The sequence below is a fragment of the Shewanella woodyi ATCC 51908 genome (genome assembly GCF_000019525.1).
GTDB lineage: Bacteria > Pseudomonadota > Gammaproteobacteria > Enterobacterales > Shewanellaceae > Shewanella > Shewanella woodyi.
Genome location: NC_010506.1, coordinates 5,387,365 through 5,406,906 on the forward strand (window position 1 = coordinate 5,387,365; position 19,542 = coordinate 5,406,906).

At 43.6% G+C, this 19,542-nt stretch carries 20 protein-coding genes; 2 read left to right on the plus strand and 18 right to left on the minus strand.

Annotation, left to right across the window (positions count from 1 at the left end):
* Positions 1-2: 2 nt before the first annotated feature.
* The 7 genes from SWOO_RS22795 to SWOO_RS22825 all read right to left on the minus strand — a co-directional run bounded on the left by SWOO_RS22795 (position 3) and on the right by SWOO_RS22825 (position 6,541).
* Entirely contained in the window at positions 3-491 is a 489-nt protein-coding gene (locus tag SWOO_RS22795) for a nitrous oxide reductase accessory protein NosL (RefSeq protein ID WP_012327028.1), read from the minus strand.
* Between the two features lie 157 nt (positions 492-648).
* Complete coding sequence (nrfD, locus tag SWOO_RS22800) at positions 649-1,596, minus strand: NrfD/PsrC family molybdoenzyme membrane anchor subunit (protein WP_012327029.1); 948 nt, start codon at positions 1,594-1,596, stop codon at positions 649-651.
* 2 nt (positions 1,597-1,598) lie between these two features.
* On the minus strand, positions 1,599-2,309 hold the full coding sequence (locus tag SWOO_RS22805; RefSeq protein ID WP_041418377.1) for a 4Fe-4S dicluster domain-containing protein: 711 nt from the start codon (positions 2,307-2,309) through the stop codon (positions 1,599-1,601).
* Between the two features lie 82 nt (positions 2,310-2,391).
* Positions 2,392-3,096 carry a tetratricopeptide repeat protein gene (locus SWOO_RS22810; protein WP_012327031.1) on the minus strand — a complete coding sequence of 235 codons (705 nt, stop codon included), beginning with the start codon at positions 3,094-3,096 and terminating at the stop codon, positions 2,392-2,394.
* Positions 3,097-3,137: 41 nt separating this feature from the next.
* A complete protein-coding gene (locus SWOO_RS22815) occupies positions 3,138-3,929 on the minus strand; it encodes an FKBP-type peptidyl-prolyl cis-trans isomerase (protein ID WP_012327032.1) in 792 nt (263 codons plus the stop codon).
* An 82-nt stretch (positions 3,930-4,011) separates the two neighbouring features.
* Positions 4,012-4,440 (minus strand): rhodanese-like domain-containing protein, encoded by a 429-nt coding sequence (locus tag SWOO_RS22820; RefSeq protein ID WP_041418378.1) that lies wholly within the window; start codon positions 4,438-4,440, stop codon positions 4,012-4,014.
* 70 nt (positions 4,441-4,510) lie between these two features.
* Positions 4,511-6,541, minus strand: coding sequence for a cytochrome c3 family protein (locus SWOO_RS22825; protein ID WP_012327034.1), 2,031 nt, complete (start codon positions 6,539-6,541; stop codon positions 4,511-4,513).
* Positions 6,542-6,827: 286 nt separating this feature from the next.
* Here SWOO_RS22825 and SWOO_RS22830 point away from each other — a divergent pair, with 286 nt between their 5' ends.
* Entirely contained in the window at positions 6,828-7,040 is a 213-nt protein-coding gene (locus SWOO_RS22830) for a hypothetical protein (RefSeq protein WP_012327035.1), read from the plus strand.
* 169 nt (positions 7,041-7,209) lie between these two features.
* Here the strand turns inward: SWOO_RS22830 and SWOO_RS22835 are convergent, their stop codons facing one another.
* Together SWOO_RS22835 and SWOO_RS22840 are read right to left on the minus strand one after the other, a co-directional pair.
* Positions 7,210-8,238, minus strand: a complete 1,029-nt coding sequence (locus SWOO_RS22835) for a methionine synthase (RefSeq protein WP_012327036.1) — start codon at positions 8,236-8,238, stop codon at positions 7,210-7,212.
* Between the two features lie 28 nt (positions 8,239-8,266).
* A complete protein-coding gene (locus SWOO_RS22840) occupies positions 8,267-9,244 on the minus strand; it encodes a DUF1852 domain-containing protein (RefSeq protein ID WP_012327037.1) in 978 nt (325 codons plus the stop codon).
* 306 nt (positions 9,245-9,550) lie between these two features.
* Between SWOO_RS22840 and SWOO_RS22845 the strand changes: the two genes are divergently transcribed.
* Entirely contained in the window at positions 9,551-10,363 is an 813-nt protein-coding gene (locus SWOO_RS22845; protein ID WP_012327038.1) for a sulfite exporter TauE/SafE family protein, read from the plus strand.
* 135 nt (positions 10,364-10,498) lie between these two features.
* Here the strand turns inward: SWOO_RS22845 and SWOO_RS26160 are convergent, their stop codons facing one another.
* The 9 genes from SWOO_RS26160 to SWOO_RS22890 form a co-directional block, all read right to left on the minus strand.
* A complete protein-coding gene (locus SWOO_RS26160) occupies positions 10,499-10,669 on the minus strand; it encodes a DUF6435 family protein (RefSeq protein WP_012327039.1) in 171 nt (56 codons plus the stop codon).
* A 463-nt stretch (positions 10,670-11,132) separates the two neighbouring features.
* Positions 11,133-11,558 (minus strand): hypothetical protein, encoded by a 426-nt coding sequence (locus tag SWOO_RS22850; protein WP_012327040.1) that lies wholly within the window; start codon positions 11,556-11,558, stop codon positions 11,133-11,135.
* 112 nt (positions 11,559-11,670) lie between these two features.
* The gene (locus SWOO_RS22855; protein ID WP_229377265.1) at positions 11,671-12,096 is read right to left on the minus strand and encodes a GNAT family N-acetyltransferase; all 426 of its coding nucleotides are present in this window, start codon (positions 12,094-12,096) and stop codon (positions 11,671-11,673) included.
* Positions 12,097-12,615: 519 nt separating this feature from the next.
* Positions 12,616-13,368: a transposase gene (locus tag SWOO_RS22860; RefSeq protein WP_195742831.1), complete on the minus strand. Its 753-nt coding sequence runs from the start codon at positions 13,366-13,368 to the stop codon at positions 12,616-12,618.
* Positions 13,369-13,593: 225 nt separating this feature from the next.
* Positions 13,594-14,571, minus strand: coding sequence for a hypothetical protein (locus SWOO_RS22865; RefSeq protein WP_012327042.1), 978 nt, complete (start codon positions 14,569-14,571; stop codon positions 13,594-13,596).
* A gap of 508 nt (positions 14,572-15,079) precedes the next feature.
* Positions 15,080-15,655 carry a hypothetical protein gene (locus SWOO_RS22875; protein WP_012327043.1) on the minus strand — a complete coding sequence of 192 codons (576 nt, stop codon included), beginning with the start codon at positions 15,653-15,655 and terminating at the stop codon, positions 15,080-15,082.
* A gap of 598 nt (positions 15,656-16,253) precedes the next feature.
* Positions 16,254-17,537 carry a winged helix-turn-helix domain-containing protein gene (locus SWOO_RS22880; protein WP_012327044.1) on the minus strand — a complete coding sequence of 428 codons (1,284 nt, stop codon included), beginning with the start codon at positions 17,535-17,537 and terminating at the stop codon, positions 16,254-16,256.
* Positions 17,538-17,758: 221 nt separating this feature from the next.
* On the minus strand, positions 17,759-18,601 hold the full coding sequence (locus SWOO_RS22885) for an ABC transporter permease (RefSeq protein WP_049774420.1): 843 nt from the start codon (positions 18,599-18,601) through the stop codon (positions 17,759-17,761).
* Between the two features lies 1 nt (position 18,602).
* A complete protein-coding gene (locus SWOO_RS22890; RefSeq protein ID WP_012327046.1) occupies positions 18,603-19,511 on the minus strand; it encodes an ABC transporter ATP-binding protein in 909 nt (302 codons plus the stop codon).
* Between the last annotated feature and the right edge of the window lie 31 nt (positions 19,512-19,542).

A 19,542-nucleotide genomic window follows, 5' to 3' on the forward strand; every position in this document is an offset into this window, starting at 1 on the left:
ATTTACTCTCCAGCTAACAAGCCCAATGTTATCTGCTCATATTGAAGCACTGCGCCACCAAACTCTTCAGCAAAAGCTTCTGCGCTCTCTTTTGTACTAAAGGAAGCAACTGCAGATCCCATCACAGCTTTTCGGCTCGTGCCGTATACATACCAAGCCTTAGTGGCATCAATAAAGCTCGTGTCCTGTGGATCTTCCCACTCAGTAACGCTCATATCGTGCACCATCAGGTGACTGATTTGACGTTTGTTCTCTGGCTGTAGGGCAAAATTGAACATATCCCGCGTTGAGCAGAACTTAGGTGAGAGCTCAGCACTCTTAAGCTGCAACGCCCCTTTAGGTCCTGGGTATTTAGTGATCATCATGCCACACAGATGACAGCGGCCATGCTCGCTAATTGATTGAGCAACCAACTGTTCAGGTACGCTATTTCCTTGACTGCAAGCGATAAGAGAGGGGATGAGTAAGATAAGACAGATAAGCTTTTTCATACTGGACTCAAATTAGACATTAATTAACGAAAAAGTTGATAACTCAACACCCTACCGGCACCTTGCAGGGACTAACCGATAGGAGTGTGAGTCATAATTTCAAAAGTAGCTTCTATTACTCTCCTTGCAGGGACGGCGTAATAAAACCTAGCTTCAGCTATATCGCGTACAGTTGACCCGCATAGAGGATAAACATACGCAGACACATCATGCCGGCAACGGCGCAAACACCCGACAAGTAAAAGGCTTTAGCGCTATGACTAAAGGTCTTACCCGTGGCAAAGTTCAGCAGTAGTGGACCACCGAAACCTAGGCCAACGACACCAAACCAGAACACAGCTGCCCACTGACCAGTATGGAAAGCATTAAAAGCACTTTGTGCTCCCGCATTACCTGTCATAAGCGATGTCACAATCATAAAAATAAACAGCATTTCAGCGATCATGATTGGCCACTCTGCACCATGAAGGATCTTCATATCTTGGCTATGTAGGTCTTCCTTAAACACCGATACAGCAAGCATTTTTGCCGCTGCAGCACCCGCTGAAATACCAGAGGCAATAAATAGCGCCGGCAGAACAGAGGTGTTGATGATAGGAAAACGAACCAGCGCCGAAATAAGGAAACCGGTATAAGCACAAACCGCAAGCGCCAATACTAATACGCTCACTTCACATGGGCGGCGAATACCTTTTAGCTTTTCAATCACAGGCACTAATGCCTTAAGCGCAGGTATTGAGCGGATCTCCTCTTCAAGGGCAAATAGTGCGATCACCGCCACTAACGGGATATAAACCGACAGCGCGATAACACCAATCGACATCACTGAATTTAGGTTGTAATAAACCAAAATTCGCCAGAAGAACAGCGGGTTGGTCAAATCTAATACCAGACACAACATACCTAAGCTGATGGTCACAAATGAGATTAATGCCGCCGCTTTATAAAATGGTGTGTTGGTTGTCTGCTTTTTGTAGAAGCGCAAAAACAGCGCAGTGGCTAGCGCACCACCGGAAATACCTGCAAAAAACAGATAAACAGCAATAGGCCAAGGCCAAGCGAGGCCATCAGATAGCCCCATAGTAAACTCAATATTGCCGTCCATATCTATACTCCCAGCTTAACAATTGGTATGTAACGTAAGCTCGGCTCAGTACCAAATCCAGGCTTAATACGCACAGAATCTTTTACTCGCAGTAGCTTACTGATATAGGATGTCGGATCGTTAATATCACCAAAAATCAGTGCATCGTAACGACATTTCTGCACACAAGCAGGAAGCTCGCCGATGGCAAGTTTACTGTTTAAACAGAAATCACAGTTGTCGGCGACATCGGTTTCTTTATTGATAAAACGCGCATCATATGGACAAGCCGCAATACAGTACTTACAACCTGCACACTTAGCCGCGTCCATGGTCACAATGCCTGTCTTCTCATCTCTGTGGGCCGCGCCTGTTGGGCAAACGGTGACACAAGGAGCATTCTTACACTGCTGACATGACACGCGAACAAACTTACGCTCACAACCACACTCAGTGGTTTTGCCGCAATGTGGACAAGACTGACCTTCCAATCCGCCAGAGTGCTGCTCCATCAAGAGTCTCGACTTACCCTCAGGCAAGTTATTGGCAAGGTTACAGGCCTCCTTACACTCACCACAGCCAGTACATTTATTTTGGTCAAACACCATAGCGTAATGGGGCTTGTTTGCATCTGACTCCCCCTCTTTGACCGAGCTACACCCTAAGGGGGCTAGTATCAAAGAGCTGGCTCCTAAGCACTTAAGGAACCTCCGTCTCTCTATATTTTCACTCACAGCATCCTCCATCTATCAGCTACCTTGCTGATATATTTTATTATTTAGCTTTCATCTCTTTAGGACTATGCTCAGTTTCAGCCTATGAACGATCAGCTATTTTTTGCTCTGCTTTAAAAATCGCATTATTAATTGAAGCTCGGTTAAAGCTCTGACTTTCGCTCTGTAGCAAGAGCTGCCACTGCTCAATGGCTTGCTCATATTGACCATTAAGATAGGCATGGGTCGCCTTTAATAGCCGAGATTGAAACTCAAACTTGTCCAGTGCCAAGGCCCTCGCCAGAACTAGTTCGGTATCCAGACTCATGGTTCTGTTATCCCGGTAATACATGGCGCTCGCTTTCATTCCCAACAGATCGGCAGCCTCACCACTCAAGGCAATAAGCTCATCGAGTGAGTTAATCGCCTCGGGATACATGCCACCTGCAATATAGGATTGAGCTAAATTTAATAATGCAATCTCACTCTTAGGTTGCTCGCTAACTTTGCGAGCATTTTTATTGATATCTGCTGCGATCAGATAATCGATATGTTCATCAACAACGCCTTTGTCCCACTCACCAAAACGCCCAATCTGGGCGTACAGGCTCAAACAACAAATCAAAAAAGTAATAGTCACTGCTGCCGGTATCTTGATCTCACTGAACGAGAACTTAGCTGGATGATGGGGCTCATCACCCAAAGCAGTTTCGTTAAGCAGAAGGTGAGCAGATTGGAGATGGTGTCGCCAAATGAGTGCAACAGATACACTCAAAGAGATCACAATACCGACAGCTAGACTATTCATAACAACTCTCAAAAATGACTTAACGGATAAGTGAATATGGCTTAATGAGGATTACCCTGTCCCATCATGCCGCCCATTCCCATACCACTTAGTCCCATGCCATGTGCGCCTTCACCTGGGGCTTCAACTTTTACTAGCTCCACTTCAAACACCAATGTTGAGCTCGGCGGGATAATGCCAACTTGCTTCTCGCCATAGGCAAGTGCTGCTGGGATAGCAAACTTGTACTTAGAGCCCTCATTCATCAAGGGGATCCCCTCTTGCCAACCCTCAATCACACTCATTAAAGCAAAGCGGTTTGGCTCGTTACGCTCATAAGAGTCATCAAATGGTGTACCGTCGACTAAGAAACCTTTGTAGTGCACGGTAACCACATCCTGTGGATTTGGCTTACGCCCTTCACCTTCAGAGATAACCTCATACTGCAGACCTGAAGCTGTCTCGTTAACACCATCTTTTGCTTTGTTTTCGGTAAGGTACTTATTACCAGCGGTAAGGTTTTCCAACGCAATCTTGGCCTCCGCAGCTTCTCTTGCCGTATTGAGCTGCTCGGCACGCTGGTTAAGGAAAGTTAAGATCTCTTCATCTGAAAACTGAGGTTTGTTTTTAAGGGCATCGACAACGCCTTCAATCACCAGCTCAACATCAACCTCAGCGCCGAGTTCGGTCTGGCTATAGATCTGGCCAGAGATATATTTACCCAGTGAGGCACCTATGCTGTAAGACTCTTTTTGAACATCTGAGCTGATCTCTGTGTTCGCCATAGCATTTGCAGAGATAAGCAGTGATACGCTGGTCATAACGGCTAAGGTATTTCTCTTAAATGTTTTCATTAATCTATTCTCTGAGTTATTGCTTAAATTTTTAGTCTTTGATCTGTTTATTGTTTTTATTTTGTTTTCGCTAACTTCTTACTTAGGGTTTTTCAGTCGGACGATTGGCTAAACGCCAGCCGTAGATCCCATCAGGCATCTGTCTCACGCCTGTGTAGCCAAGCTTCATCACAGCATGTGCTGCTATCTCACTGGCATTACAGAGGCGGTTGGCGCAATAAAACACCATGACTGCATCTTTGTTTGCTGGGAGCAGCTTTTTCCAATCTTTAACGTTGAAGTAGACAGCACCTGGAATAAAGCCTTCAGCCCATAACTCCAGCGTATTCACATCAAAGAAATAGACGCCTTCCTTACCCACTAAGGTCTGAGCCTCCATCATGCTGATAGTGTTGAGCTGATGCTCATAGCGATGAGCTGGTGCCATCTCAGAGCCGCCACCAGCTAAACAGCTAGCAGAGCTTGCGATTAATGTTAGGGTTACTAAGATTTGACCCAGTGCTTTTTTCATCATCTTTTCTCTCTATTGCCTCGGCACTTATTGCGGTGCAATGCATGCCGAGGCGGTTGAGTTATTCAGCTTACTTAGCTGCGTAACCTGTTCCATCTAGAATGTTTTGTGCTTGCGTAACATACGTTAGTGCAGCATCTAGACGCTTCTGGCTGTAACGGAAGCCATGCACACCCCAAGAACCATCTTTCTTAATAAGATCAACAGTCTCTTTCGCTTTCTCAGCTAGCATTAGCACCTGAGTCTTGTCTTCAGTAGACAGCTTGGTCACCTCTAATAGCTGGTCGATGCGTACAAGAGCTTGCTCAACTTGCGAGAAAACTTCTTTAACAGGAGTTTGCATCTTCATTACTTCACCGTAGATCTCTAACTGGTCTTCGTAATGTAGGCCTTTCTCTAGCTCAGACTGGAACTGGCTGTGACAACCTTTGTTCTCAACCACATCGTGATCAGAGATTGAGGTACGAGCACAAGACCACATCAAGTCAAGATAGTTACGACCCTCTTCGTTCTTCGCAACAGTCCAGCCTTTACCAGCCGCAGGACCTTGAGTACGTGGCTCACCTTCTGGTGGGTTTAGTGTCTTCAGAGTTGGGTCGACCTGAATCTTCCACATATGAGACTTACGTACTGCGTCGAAACCAGCTTGATCAGGGAACTGCAGTGCCTTGAAGTTTTCACAGCTACCCATGTTAGGCATGTGACAGCTTTGACAAGTTTGCTGATTGTGAGTATCAGAGTTTTCAGCAATCAAGGTTTGCGCTTCGTGACAGTCTTTACAGTCTTTCTTCAGCTTTGGCGTAGTGAAACCAGACTGCCAATCGCCATCTGTCACTTCGTGTGGATCGTGACATGTAGTACAACGCATGCCCTTCTCGTAGTGCACAGAGTTATACATCTGCGAACCTTCAGTACCACATGATGGACACAGTGACTTCATCTTCACACCGAAGGCGTATTCACGTTTTTCCTGTGCTTGAGGCGTGTCAGCAAGTGTTGGATCATACTGGAAGCGTTGGTGACAACGTTCACAGTTAGACTGCATGCCGCCAGTACCGCCATCTAAGTGACCACCTGCGCCATGACACTCTTCACAAGCGATACCACGAGAGATCGTGTGCTCTTGAAGCTTCTTAGGATCGCCTAATGCATCGAAGAACTCTTGCTTGTTTTGGAAGTCAAACTTGAAGGTATGGCACACTTCACAGTAAGAGCTTGCTGGTTGGAACAGCATCTCTTTTTCATACTTAGCGCCGTAAGAGCTCATTCCTTGCTGGTGAGAACCAGAACCACCGAAACCAGCTAGTGTGATTGGAAACTCAGGGATAACATCGTTAATCTTCTTAGACATCTCAGGGGTTAGCCACTCAGCCCAACCACGGGAGAACTGGTTAGCACCCGCAACCATTTTACCGGTGCCGTCGCGCAGTAGACCGTCTCTGATGTGGTAAGTACCACGTACTAGCCAGGCATCGATGAAACCGTATTTAGTACGTGGTGTACCTACGGTTGCATAGATCATGTCAGGGGTAATACCGTCTGGCAAAATAGAGGTATCTTTAGTGTTGTACATGGTCTTTTCAATGTCGTTATCCACCTCTGGGTGTTCACCAGGGAAACGAATTGTTTTAGCATGACGCGAACGCTGCCACTTCTCATATTGAGTCGCATGACATTCGGCACACTTTTCAGGACCAACAAAATTGTTTGGATAATCTAGAATTGATTTAGCACCTAAACGGTACTGAACCGCGCGAGGCGCACCAACACGCTCACTATAATTTGGGCTGTGGCCGGTATCTAAGTACTCCTCGCCACGGTCACTGATATGGTAATCACCAATCAAATTACCTGATTGCTGATACTTAAATACAGGGTGGTTTTCGAATAGATAATCAAACAACTCCTCTTCCTGAACAATATAGTCTTGCAGCGTTTTTACGCCGTTAACTTGTTGCATACCGTCGTATTCAGCCATCGCCGCTTTAGCGGTTTTTCCCATCTGAGGGATGCTGTCATATTTTCCAGCAGCGTTCGCATTGGCAATGGCACCAAAACAAAACAGCACGCTTAATGCTACCTTGTGTTTCCACCGTCTCATCATTCACTCCTACTTATATTATTTTATTTTTTCATTGTTTTTTTGCAGGCTTTTTTAAGCCCACATTTTTAAAACTAACCGTTCACCGATTGAACTAAATAACTGAGCAGGGAGTATTTTCCATATAAAAAACAGTAAAAATCTGCGCTAAAGCACACTTGAAAATTAATTAGAATCCATTAGATATAAAAACAATCTTTATCATAAAAAACAGAAACTTGAATTGCTCAACAGAGGATTTTTTAGATCTAAAAACTGTGATTTCACTTTCTTTAAAACAGCAAAAATGCACAAAAGCGGCTATGGCAGCCACTCTCAAGTTCAGCGCTATAAGGTACAAAGTAAGGTGCCAGAAGGGTTTGCTCACCATAATCACAAAGAGGTAGTGCGATTACGGCTTATAAAATGGGGGTTACTGTTTTTAGTGGTTATATGGGAAATAGTAGGAAACATTGAGATGCTAGGGGTGGAAGATAGAAAGATAGGTAAAGAGAAATAGCCTGGACATCTAGGGTAAATTGAGTTGCAGGTGATCTTAAATATTATGCATCCCCCCTCTCCAGCCTTAACTAAAGCCTAAAGAGAGGGAATCTGCTCCAACAACTATCGGTGTCTTAATTATTGGTGTCTTGATTATTTATTTTCGGTTAATGCTTTTTTGGTTAACACTAAGCCAAAAGTTCTTTGCGGACGATTGCAGCCCCAGCGCTTAGGGCATTTAGCTTATCTCTTGCCACTCGACGAGATAAAGGTGCCATACCACAGTTAGTGCAAGGGTAAAGCTTATCGGCATCGACAAACTCAAGTGCTTTTCGCAGGGTATTAGCGACCTCCTCTGGCGTTTCAATGGTATCGCTTGCCACATCAATAGCACCTACCATCACTTTTTTACCACGAATTAACTCAAGTAGCTCAATAGGCACATGGGAGTTATGACACTCTAACGAGATAATATCGATACTAGACTGTTGCAGTTTAGGAAAAACCTCTTCATATTGGCGCCACTCTGTGCCCAAGGTCTTTTTCCAATCGGTATTGGCTTTAATGCCATAGCCATAACAGATGTGTACCGCGGTTTCGCATTTAAGCCCCTCTATTGCTCGCTCTAAACAGGCAATTCCCCAGTCGTTAACCTCATCAAAAAATACATTAAACGCAGGCTCATCAAACTGGATGATATCCACCCCAGCTGCTTCTAACTCTTTGGCTTCTTGATTAAGAATTTTGGCGAACTCCCAAGCGAGTTGCTCACGGCTTTGATAATGATCGTCATACAGCGTATCAATCATGGTCATTGGACCTGGCAAAGCCCATTTAATCGGTTGCTTGGTTTGCTGACGTAAAAACTTAGCATCTTCAACAAAGACAGGCTTTTGACGAGAGATAGGCCCGACAATCGTCGGTACGCTGGCGTCATAGCGATCACGGATCCTAACGGTTTTACGATTCTCAAAGTCGACACCACTTAAATGTTCAATAAAGGTTGTGACAAAGTGCTGCCGTGTTTGCTCGCCATCACTGACAATATCAACGCCAGATTGCTGCTGCTCTTGCAGCGACACACGCAGCGCATCGTGTTTGCCATCAATCAATGCCTCACCCTCTAATTTCCAAGGTGACCAAAGTGTTTCAGGTTGTGCCAGCCAAGAGGGCTTAGGCAAACTGCCTGCTGTAGAGGTAGGTAATAATGTTTTCATAATCAATGCTGCTATATATTGGAGTTAATTAAAGAGCGCAATTAGCAGACCAATGCTCAAGCACGCTCTGATATGGCTTAATAAAGTGCTCTTCAGCAAATTTGCCCTGCTCAATCGCCAACTGACCACGTTCAGCACGGTCATAAACAATTTGAGTGATTGAATGATCTTGGTTGTTCAAATTTGGTTGGTAACACTTACCCGCAACCGCATTGGCATTATAGATCTCAGGTCGGTAGACCTTCTGGAACGTCTCCATCGTACTAATGGTGCTTATCAGCTCAAGATTACTGTAGTCATTAAGCAGATCACCAAAGAAATAGAAAGCCAAAGGCGCAACACTATTTGGTGGCATAAAGTAGCGCACCTGCAAGCCCATCTTTTTAAAGTATTGCTCTGTCAACGAAGATTCATTTGGTTGGTATTCGACACCCAAAACAGGGTGTTGATTTTCGGTGCGATAATAGGTTTTATTATCTGACACGCTTAAGCATATAACCGGTAACTTTTTAAAGTGTTTTTTATAAGCATTCGAATTAACGAAATATTTAAAGAGCTTGCCATGTAGATCGCCAAAATCAGCTGGGATACTGAATTGTTGTTGGTCTTTATTATGATCCAACAACAAGATGCTAAAATCATAATCTCGAACATAAGAGGAGAAATTATTACCAACAATACCCTCAATACGTTCGTTGGTTTTATTATCAATAATATTAGTTTTCAATATTTCAATTGACGGAAAAGCCTCGCCATCACCTTCAACATCCATATCAACTGAGACGATTTCAAGCTCGACCGAGTAACGGTCAGCAGCAGGGTTATCCCAATGGGCTAAGGCGTTAAAACTGTTATCTATCATCTTCAAAGCATTGCGCAAGTTCGCTTGACGGCTCTCGCCTCTAGCTAAGTTAGCAAAGTTGGTTGTGATACGTGTACTGTCTGAAGGGTGGTAATTTTCATCGAGACAAATGCTCTTAATTGTAAAAGTAAAATCGTTATTCATCGTGATCGGGTATCCCTATATCCTTTACTATTTCTCAGTCAGTTGTCTCACTGGCATTACTGATGTGCGCCTATCATTTCATCTAGCGCCAACATCTGAGTGTTAGTTATACCGAGTCCCTACCAAGATTAATAACGCTTTAAATTCACCTGCAACATGAGGGATATTCATGTTGTATTACTTTGAAAATCAAAGCCGGAGTCAGTTATATTAGCTGGCCTGATGCGTTCACAATTTAATTTAGCTTAATACCTATTTGATTCATATCGCGTCATCATCCGCAAGTTATATTAAGAGATAAATTAAATGAGTGAATTGCTGTTATTGATTTTATACTGCGCACTGCTAGGCAGCATCGTAGGTTTTTTGGCTGGCCTGTTAGGCATTGGCGGCGGACTCATTATTGTCCCAGTGCTAAGTGCTATTTTACTTCACTTTGAGGTGTTACCACCTGAACAAGTCGTCGTTGCAGCCATTGCCACCTCATTAGCGTCGATACTTTTTACCTCTACATCTTCGGCAATAGCACATCATAAAAATGGCAATGTACCATGGGAAATCGCCCCTTGGATCATGACCGGAGTCGGCCTAGGCGCGCTTATTAGTGGTTTTATGGCGGCACTTTTACCCGAGCAGATTGTTCGCTTAGTGTTTGCGGTATGCGTGCTACTGATTGCGCTAAAGATGTTTTACAGCAGTACTAAAACTGACACCGCAACAACACGTAAAATGCCCAATAAAGGCCTGCTCACCCTTTTCACCACGATTACAGGCGGCTTATCTGCCATGATAGGCATTGGTGGCGGCGCACTCTTGGTGCCCTTGTTAACGTATTTCTCAATCGATATGAAAAAAGCCATTGGCTGCGCGTCAGCCTGCGGCATTGTTATCGCACTCTTTGGTTCAATTGGTTATATCAGCTCTGGCAGCGCGCATTTCTCACTAGCAGATGGCTTTGCAGGATTTGTCTATTTACCGGCGTTATTAGGCATAGTGTGCACCTCTTGGTTTACCGCGCCATTAGGTGCTAAAGCCACCGCGCATTTACCCGTGCCATTAATCAAAAAGATCTTCGCTGGATTATTACTAGCCATCGCCGTCAACATGTATTTTGGCTAAGGCTTTCTTAGGTGATAATCAGACAAGCTTGCCTGATAACCCTGTGCTACCAGTGAACACCTCTCGCTAGCAGCCTGCTTTGCAAGCTTCGTATAATCTTTAACATCGTAAGCATTATGTAAGGTGCTTTTTGCCTTATGACTCCATTAGGTTCGATATTGGCTTATCAATTTCGCCAGCTTCTGCCGTCAGTAGGGAATAAGTTCTGATATCCCCTTTCCGCTGAGCAAGCATTGCTTGCTCAAGCTTGGCAAAATACTGCTTTTTAAGTTTCTTAGCGGGATCTCGTTTAAATATTGAAAACACAGGCTATCTCCATTCACTCTGTCGTTTGGTATATTGCTTAGACTATCGCTTAGGTTGTCCGATTAGACTGGCGATTGCTAAAACACTTACCGGACGATTGACTTTATGGATAGCTATACGTTGAAAAGACAGAAAAGGATTTACTGAATAATTAATTAGTCAAATTTGTTAAACCAGCCATGATTAATCAACACACATAAGGCACATCGAACTACTCTACTACAACAGTGGTAATACGACTTTTGCTAAATAGAGTTCCAAATTCATGAGTGTAATTATGGAATTAGATTACAAGGAGCGGCATAACCACCTCCTACTTCTACCAATAACTAAAGCTTAGTAGGAGGAGCCACGTTCAACCTATAAATGCACCATTTATTGTAGGTGGCCTGATTTATTTTGTTGGGGGATAGCGTGGGAAGCGCCAAAAGCTAAAATTAACTATTGACGCCATAGCCTCTTGTTATACGTTTTTGTACCAGTTCAACAATTTAATTGCTGACAAAGCCTCACTACTTACCTTCAAATGTTTAAATGATGCTTCGTTTTCAGCAGCATTGCCAGACATTCGAAATCGCTCGTTTAGCAGCAGTACTAGCTCCTCAGACATTGCTCTCAACTCGTTTTCAGATGCATTTTCTAGACGCAATTTGTTCTTTAGCACTAGCGCCTGTAGGAAAGAACCACATGTTGCTCTTTTGTTTTGAAATGACGCTTTTTGCCATTCAAGTCCATTCGTCAACTGCAAGGTCCCGCCAACCTGCCAATTTCCTGCATCTAGGTTTACTGCTTTTTCATTAGAGATGGTGAGAGCTAACTCTTCAAATTGAACGCTTTCTTTTGAGCAGCTAGCTATCAACAGTGTGAGAAATAATATTCTAAAATTCATAGTCAATCCTTTGAAAATGTATAACGCTCCACTCAGCGGGAGCAACTTGGTTAGCTAAAGTTCGCGAGGTTCGAGCGCAGCCAACTGTTTTTTGTGCGCGTTTACAGCCTTGTTAGGAATTGTATACCATTTCGTACTCACAGTTAGTTGAACTTGTAACACTAAAACCTAACCTCTCATAAAGGCTTTTTGCAGGATTACTCTTTAAAACACTTAAGCCTACAGATAAATCATTGGTTAGAGCTTGCTGACACAAATCGAGTATGATTTTACTCCCAATACCCAAACCTTGGTAATTAGGATGTATCTGAACTTGATAGATATACCACTGCGAATTACTGGCGGTATAACTCGCCTTAAACAAACCTGCTTTAACTCCATTTACAAGTATAATCTTGGCATCAGAAAAATTAAACTTGATACGAAAGAGGTGCTCTTTATCACTAATATCAACACCGTTCTGCGATAAATAATCATCCATAGTTAGACGGCGTAATTGCAATAAATATTCTAAATCGCTTTCTTTTGCTTTGCGCAAAGTGTAACCCATAAGGAACCAATGCCTCCGTGCTAGTTTAGATGCCTAATGAATTTATAAAATTTATAAAGCCAGCCACAATAAATCAATAACATATCGCTACCTTAGCAAGCTTTCAACTTAGACTGTCATTGAAGCGGTCAACTTGCTGACACCACTGCAACTTAACCTGCTTACGAATGATAAATAGGGCTATTTCATACGAAAATACTGAACGATGGACAGAGCTGGTTAACTCATGTTATCCAAGAGGATTGAGCAGAGTGAAAGTAGTTTTCAATAAAGCAAGCCTGAAATAAAGCAAGCCAGTCATAATTAATCAATAACATAGGGGCTCTACTGTAGATGTCAATGTTCTAGCGACCATGAAAACTTGTCATATCTTCTGAAGCAGGCTTTGAGGCTGATATTTGATTGAAAGTAGCGACTTTCAGTGGTGAAATGATGAAATCTGAATGTGAAGAACTAACCCACGCTATTTGTCATGGGTTATTTAATGGGTGAGGTTATTTTTAAGCGTTAATCAGCTTGAAAGTGCAGACAACTTTTTGAGAAATGCCGTCGACGTTTTTGAAGATGCTCACAATAGCGAGTTAACGATTGTGTTTCCCCTACTGGGCCGTGAAACAGTTCGCCAAACTCTGAGGTCAGTTTTATCCAGTTGTCTGATGAAATATTCAACTTCATCAGTATCTTTGTGCTCTTAGCAGAGATAGAACCTCTCTTGTCATCACGGATAATTCTACCGGTTTCATCAACTAACTCTAGGTAATCCTTCAGTGCGAAGTTTATTCCCTTGGGCTGATTGAGCCGCTCATCTCCAATAAAAGGGAGTAGCTTACTGGGTTGCTCTCCTTTCAACGCAGCATTAACTCTAAGTTGTATACTGGTGTGGTCTGAATTCTCAAGTGTATCAACCATTTTGGCTCGAATAGGGTTGAGTTCAACATAGGCCATACAGGCCAGCACCGCCGCTTCATCAAGCAAGGCTTGACTCTTAAATCGTCCTTCCCAGAAATGGCCTGTGCAATTATCTTCGATATTAGCTTTTCTTGCTATCGGCTCATTAAGGCACCGCATAAACCAACTGATATCACACAATCTTGAGCGGTAAGTGGCAATAAGGTGTTTTAATTTAGCCACTTGATACTCTTCTATCACTTCACCTTTTACAAACTTTTGGCCCAACCCTGTGCCGTTAAAGCATCGGTGCCACTGCTCAACAACCTCTCTGTCACTCCAATTGTTCGCTGACTCAATATCAATCCTCAAAGTAAATCAAGCCAGCCATTATTAATCAATAACATAACTGCTCTACTGTAGATATTCAATGCTCTAGATAGCATGAAAGCTTATCGAATCTTCTGAAGCAGGCTTTGAGGCTGATATATGATTGAAAGTAGAACTTTCAGTGGTGAAATGATGAAATTTGAATGTGAAGAACCACCTCACGCTATTTGTCATGGGTTATTGAATGGGTGAGGTTATTTTTAAGCGTTAATCTGCTTGAAAGTGCTGGCAGCTTTTTGAGAAGTGCCGTCGACGTTTTTGAAGATGCTCACAATAGCGAGTTAACGATTGTGTTTCCCCTACTGGGCCGTGAAACAGTTCGCCAAACTCTGAGGTCAGTTTTATCCAGTTGTCTGATGAAATATTCAACTTCATCAGTATCTTTGTGCTCTTAGCAGAGATAGAACCTCTCTTGTCATCACGGATAATTCTACCGGTTTCATCAACTAACTCTAGGTAATCCTTCAGTGCGAAGTTTATTCCCTTGGGCTGATTGAGCCGCTCATCTCCAATAAAAGGGAGTAGCTTACTGGGTTGCTCTCCTTTCAACGCAGCATTAACTCTAAGTTGTATACTGGTGTGGTCTGAATTCTCAAGTGTATCAACCATTTTGGCTCGAATAGGGTTGAGTTCAACATAGGCCATACAGGCCAGCACCGCCGCTTCATCAAGCAAGGCTTGACTCTTAAATCGTCCTTCCCAGAAATGGCCTGTGCAATTATCTTCGATATTGGCTTTTCTTGCTATCGGCTCATTAAGGCACCGCATAAACCAACTGATATCACACAATCTTGAGCGGTAAGTGGCAATAAGGTGTTTTAATTTAGCCACTTGATACTCTTCTATCACTTCACCTTTTACAAACTTTTGGCTCAACCCTGTGCCGTTAAAGCATCGGTGCCACTGCTCAACAACCTCTCTGTCACTCCAATTGTTCGCTGACTCAATATCAATCCTCAATACCAGATGCAAATGGTTACTCATCACCGCGTAGGCTGCTACATCTATTGCAAAAATATCAGCAAGACTGAGTATCTGTTCTTCTATCCATTCACGCCTATGTTCGTAAGATTTCCCAGTATAATCATCAACTCCCGTTAGGAAGGCGCGACGAACTGTTCTACTCCATGCATGGTAATAGGGAGTGTCTTCAATACTGATCTGGGTTCTTCTGGGACGAGGCATGGTTAACTCCTACTGATTACCGATAACTAAAGCTTAGTAGGAGGGGTGGCATTTACGCAATTAACTATGCCTGTCCATAATTATTTTTCCTACCAATAACCAAATTTTAGTAAAAGGATGAAAAATGCATCATTTATTGTGGGTGGCCTGATTTATTTTCCTGGGACGAGGCATGGTTAACTCCTACTTTTTACCGATAACTAAAGCTTAGTAGGAGGTGTGGAATTTACGCAATTAACTATGCCTGTCCATAATTATTAGGATTCGTGATTGCAGCCAAAAGCCTACTACACATTGCAGAGCAGCAAAAAGTAGCGCAAAAAAGCCAAGATCTGACCAGCCCAACAACGTGCCAATCGTATTTACACCATTTTCCATTTAATTTCTCACAATTTAATAATATGGATAACGCCTGCAATAAGGTGTGCCTAACCGAAACAGCAAAGCGCACTGAACTTCGAACCAAAACCGCCGAGTGTAACGCATCACCTTGATTGCTTTGTTACATTTATGACTCACTTTGTAACGCTGCATACAACGCCACAATTATACGTCGAAGTATAACGGTAAGAGGTGCAAGTAAATCCACCTGCACTTGAGCAAACTGCTTATTTCCATGAAACATATTACATCGAACAGAATAAATTAAATCTAAGACTGCTCCAACTTTTACTACGTGATCTGTAGAATTAAGCCTTGTCACTAATTCATTGTCCTCTTCAATCTGACGTTCTCCATAAGGCATACTCAGCTTGATATAAAACTCATGATTACTGATACGTTCGATTAGGTTCTGTAGGCACACTCTACAACCTTGTTCAGTAGTTATAATCTGATAAAGACTTTCATAACCAATAAACTGAGGTGCATATTCTGTTGCCCCTCTTCGATCTGGGAAGTGGTTATTCAGAACAACTTCTTCTCTTCTAGCCAGCTCGAAAGTAGCCTCTGCGTATAATTTGTTATATAACGTAAACAGTGAAAATGCTTTATTAAAATAATCTGACAATTGTTGACCATTGTAATTATCCGCTTTTTCTATCCATTCATTGTAAAAGTCATGTACATGTGGATGTAATGCCATTTTTCCTACCTTATTATGATTATCTAAATAAATGTAACAGCTTATTAAACAGCAGCACCGATAACCTTGTTATCACTGCTGCATTTTTAAAAATTATTGATGCAGCTTGATAATGTTCTGCGACAAACTGTAAATCATTGTTTTAAAACAATATTAGAACAGCCAGAACATTAACCATACAGCATTATGTGCTTTTTATAGCCACTAAATTGGTGATGACCTCGGTGTAATACTGCACTCGTAGATAACACCACTTCCCCATCGGAGTTGCCGAAATACGGAAATGAAAATGCCGTGGAACCATCATGGATGATGCTTCAGGCTTGGGGGGACATGGATGTCCCATCTGAGCCGTTAGGTGATTTTTATTGAAGTATGAGGCTTGTATCTAATGCATGTAACTCCGCTGGGGCGTCATGGTGGATGCAAGGAGGATGAGGACGAGCAGTCCTCCTTGCCCGGGTGTGGGATGGAATCCCACGACTTTAGTCAGGCGCAGCCTGATACATCCAAATTGTGGGACGCAGTCCCATGATGCTGGCCGTTAGACGCAGTCTAACCATCCGACCTCATCACCAAAATTTAAATCGATATCAAATCAGATATCAAACCTCTCATAGTGGTACCAAGCCGTAACTTGCCCAAACAGCGGAATAGTCCACACCGCTGTCTTATGATCTTGATGAACGCGGATGAAATAGAGTTCTTTATCCTTAAAGTCGCGCTTTCTCAAATCACGATAAAAACGCACCGCTGAGTCATTGAGTTTATCGGGCTTGATCAGGTCTTTCTGCTCAACCTTAACCTGAAAAATGTCCACCTTAAGGTCATCTATCATGCCGGAATACTGCTTAAACTTACCGCGAACCTTGTACTTAATCGGCGTGGTTAAACAGTCTTGATCGGTGATGCAGGTTGAGGAGTAAAACTCACCGGTATCGGCAGAGTCATAGATCAACGACATATTGATATCGGCGCGGATCAGCAGCTCATCTTTAACGGGAAAATACACATCTGCTTGGTAGTTATGCTCTAAGTAAGCGCCGCTGGTGTTGCTGCTTTCAGGCAGCATGACACGGTTATAGCGAATGCGTTGCTCCATGGCACTCGATAGCTCAACAAACTTCTTTAAGTTGAGTTCAGCAGGCTCTGAGTCAACCGAGGTCAGATTGATTAAGCCCTTACCCGCGCACTGCTCTTTGTTATCACCAGGGCACAGTGCCATGGAGTAGTTGGCACCATCGGTTGCTGCAAAGGCGCTGAAGTCTTCATAACAGGTCAAAAAGTCATTGTCTGGCTGTAGGTGTTTTTCCCACATAAATGGGTGCAGGTGCGGCGCATCATCTTTATAGAGCAGCTTACCACTGCCCTTTAAACTGCCCACTTGTAGCTCAAAATTGTCTTGGGCGCTCCAGCGAGATAGGTTTTGCTTTATCTTATGGTAGTCACTGAAATACCAAGCCAAAACCAGTAGCAATAAGGCGATCACAATGCCTGAGATTTTAACCAGCAGTGATACATCGAAAAAAGCGGCGCGCATGGACTCGGCGTCATTCACCGCCAAGAGTTTTACGTGAGATTGGGTCGAAATATGCAACTGATAGCCACGGCGCGCGATGGTTTTTAGTTGCACCTCACGGTAAGGGTCGAGCTTTTTACGCAGGGTACTAATACATTGGGTTAACGAGGTAACAGCAACGACGCGATCGGGCCAGCCAGCACTGAGCAGCTCCTCTTTGGAGCAGACAGGATTTGAAGAGAGTAGAAGGCGATGCAGCACCGCAGACTCAGAGAAGGTTAAAATAACCCGCTTACCACTTACGTGGTCAACTAACTGATTCGCTTCAGTATCGAACTCCAAATAAGGAGTGATTTTTAACACAATTAACCTCTACTTGTATTCTTTGGCATCATCGATGTATTTAGGTTTCAGGCTGGCGAATTCTACAGCTAAGTACTTAAACAGAATGTGATTATTGACGCAAAATGGCCGCTATTGTGCGACCAATCATCGCCACTGTTCACAGATTGAAAATTAAATAACATTACCTATTTGGTAGTAGATATCTTATAGCTCAATCGCCATGCTCAGCTTGAGTAGACTTAAAGTGGCTTGCCCTTAAAAATTCGGTGTGAAATAAACGTCAAAACAACAATCCACAGCAGAAACAGCAGGTACATTGCCGATAATCCCCAATCGGTGCTGACTATCATGGCTAAGCTGTTTGCCCCCTCGCCCTCAATGGCGACTAAATTAATCGCGCGGTAGAGATCCGTTGGGCTCATGGCGATCAACACGTTGATCAATAGTTGATTAGCAAAAGAGAAGTCCGATACCAGCAGGGTCAAAAGTAACAGGTCGTAAATAAGCACAAACAGAAACCAGAGCAGCAGTAAGCAGCCAATCGCCTTAGCTTTTTCGGTGCACTTTAAACTCACTATGTAGCTCAGCAGAATAAAGGTCAGCGCCAGCAAATTGCTGCTTAATAAAAACTGAGCAAACGCCATCACAAGCTCACCACTATGGTACTGCTCACCGACCAGTAACAGCAGTGCGGCAGTTAGGCCAAATGCAAAGCCTGTGGCGACTAACATCACAGTGATATGACCGAGTAGTTTTCCGAAAATAATCTGTGACCGCGTCAGTGGGTAAGATAGAAGCAGCAGCAAGGTCCCCGACTCCTCTTCGCCGACAAAACTGTCGTAACAGAGTAAAATCGCCGCCAGTGGAATGATAAATACCGAAATGGTCGACAGGCTACTCATCAGGCTATCAAGCTCAGGCAGATATAGACTCCCAGTGACGGCACTGCCAGCAAAACTGACACTTAACGACAGCAGTAGAAACATACAGCCCATAAAGGCTAGCCAGCGATTTCGAGAACTATCACAGATCTCTTTATAGGCAATAATAAAAATTGGGGATCTTGGTCTATATATATTCATTCTATAACTGCTCTGCATGGGAGTGGTTCTCTTGTCCCATTAATTCATGGTAAATATCTTCGAGTCTTGGCTCTTTGATCTCGAAATCAAAAATTTGGCACTGTGAAACTAGATGTTGGATCAGCTCGGCTTTTTGCTCGCCGCGAAAATGCAGCAAACCGTCTCGATAAAACTGCTGCAGATATGCATTGCCACTGACTTGTTTTGTGAGGCCGCTAAAATTGATTGTGGTGTGCAGTGGGCTGGCACTTCTCAACTCATAACAGGAGCCCAGCGCAAGACGCCTGCCTTTAGACATGATCAAGGCGCGATCCAGTTGGGACTCGACCAAAGAGAGTTCATGGGTGGAGATCACCACGGCGCAGCCCGCGTATTTAAGTTGATTAATCTTGCCATAGAGAAACTGTGATGCTTGAGGATCCAGCCCAACAGTGGGTTCATCGAGTAGCAAGATATTAGGCTCAGACAGAATAGCCTGCGCCACTCCAAGGCGTTGCTTCATCCCTTTCGAGTAGGTCTTTAACTGCCGATGCTGGGCGTATTCGAGGCCAAACTCTTCGATAAGCGATGTAACACGCGAGCGGCTGACTCCTTTTAATGCGGCGAAATAGCTCAGCACCTCAAGGCCAGTCAGCTTGTTATAGAAACTGACATCTTCAGGCAGGTAGCCCAAATTGACCTTACGCTTACCCTTGGCAGATGCGGCGTTCTGCCCCATCACTTTCACTGTGCCAGATGTGGGCGAAATCAGGCCTAAGATGATCTTTATCAGGCTAGACTTGCCTGCACCATTATGGCCAAGTAACGCCATAGTTTGGCCTGCAGCGACCTCAAAACTGACGCCATCAAGCGCGGGAAAATCGCGATATTTAAGGCTAACATCGGTGAGCTTTATCGGAGTATCTAGCATTTAGTTCTCAACCCTACAGCTATGGTTAACC

Excerpts from the sequence above, each read along its gene's own strand:
- SWOO_RS22845 (WP_012327038.1), top strand. The coding sequence starts at position 9,551 with ATGAGTGAATTGCTGTTATTGATTTTATACTGCGCACTGCTAGGCAGC.
- SWOO_RS22850 (WP_012327040.1), bottom strand. The coding sequence starts at position 11,558 with ATGAATTTTAGAATATTATTTCTCACACTGTTGATAGCTAGCTGCTCA.
- SWOO_RS22885 (WP_049774420.1), bottom strand. The coding sequence starts at position 18,601 with ATGAATATATATAGACCAAGATCCCCAATTTTTATTATTGCCTATAAA.
- SWOO_RS22835 (WP_012327036.1), bottom strand. The coding sequence starts at position 8,238 with ATGAAAACATTATTACCTACCTCTACAGCAGGCAGTTTGCCTAAGCCC.
- SWOO_RS22890 (WP_012327046.1), bottom strand. The coding sequence starts at position 19,511 with ATGCTAGATACTCCGATAAAGCTCACCGATGTTAGCCTTAAATATCGC.
- nrfD (WP_012327029.1), bottom strand. The coding sequence starts at position 1,596 with ATGGACGGCAATATTGAGTTTACTATGGGGCTATCTGATGGCCTCGCT.
- SWOO_RS22875 (WP_012327043.1), bottom strand. The coding sequence starts at position 15,655 with ATGGCATTACATCCACATGTACATGACTTTTACAATGAATGGATAGAA.
- SWOO_RS22815 (WP_012327032.1), bottom strand. The coding sequence starts at position 3,929 with ATGAAAACATTTAAGAGAAATACCTTAGCCGTTATGACCAGCGTATCA.
- SWOO_RS22810 (WP_012327031.1), bottom strand. The coding sequence starts at position 3,096 with ATGAATAGTCTAGCTGTCGGTATTGTGATCTCTTTGAGTGTATCTGTT.
- SWOO_RS22865 (WP_012327042.1), bottom strand. The coding sequence starts at position 14,571 with ATGCCTCGTCCCAGAAGAACCCAGATCAGTATTGAAGACACTCCCTAT.
- SWOO_RS22820 (WP_041418378.1), bottom strand. The coding sequence starts at position 4,440 with ATGAAAAAAGCACTGGGTCAAATCTTAGTAACCCTAACATTAATCGCA.
- SWOO_RS22825 (WP_012327034.1), bottom strand. The coding sequence starts at position 6,541 with ATGAGACGGTGGAAACACAAGGTAGCATTAAGCGTGCTGTTTTGTTTT.
- SWOO_RS22830 (WP_012327035.1), top strand. The coding sequence starts at position 6,828 with ATGCACAAAAGCGGCTATGGCAGCCACTCTCAAGTTCAGCGCTATAAG.
- SWOO_RS22795 (WP_012327028.1), bottom strand. The coding sequence starts at position 491 with ATGAAAAAGCTTATCTGTCTTATCTTACTCATCCCCTCTCTTATCGCT.
- SWOO_RS22840 (WP_012327037.1), bottom strand. The coding sequence starts at position 9,244 with ATGAATAACGATTTTACTTTTACAATTAAGAGCATTTGTCTCGATGAA.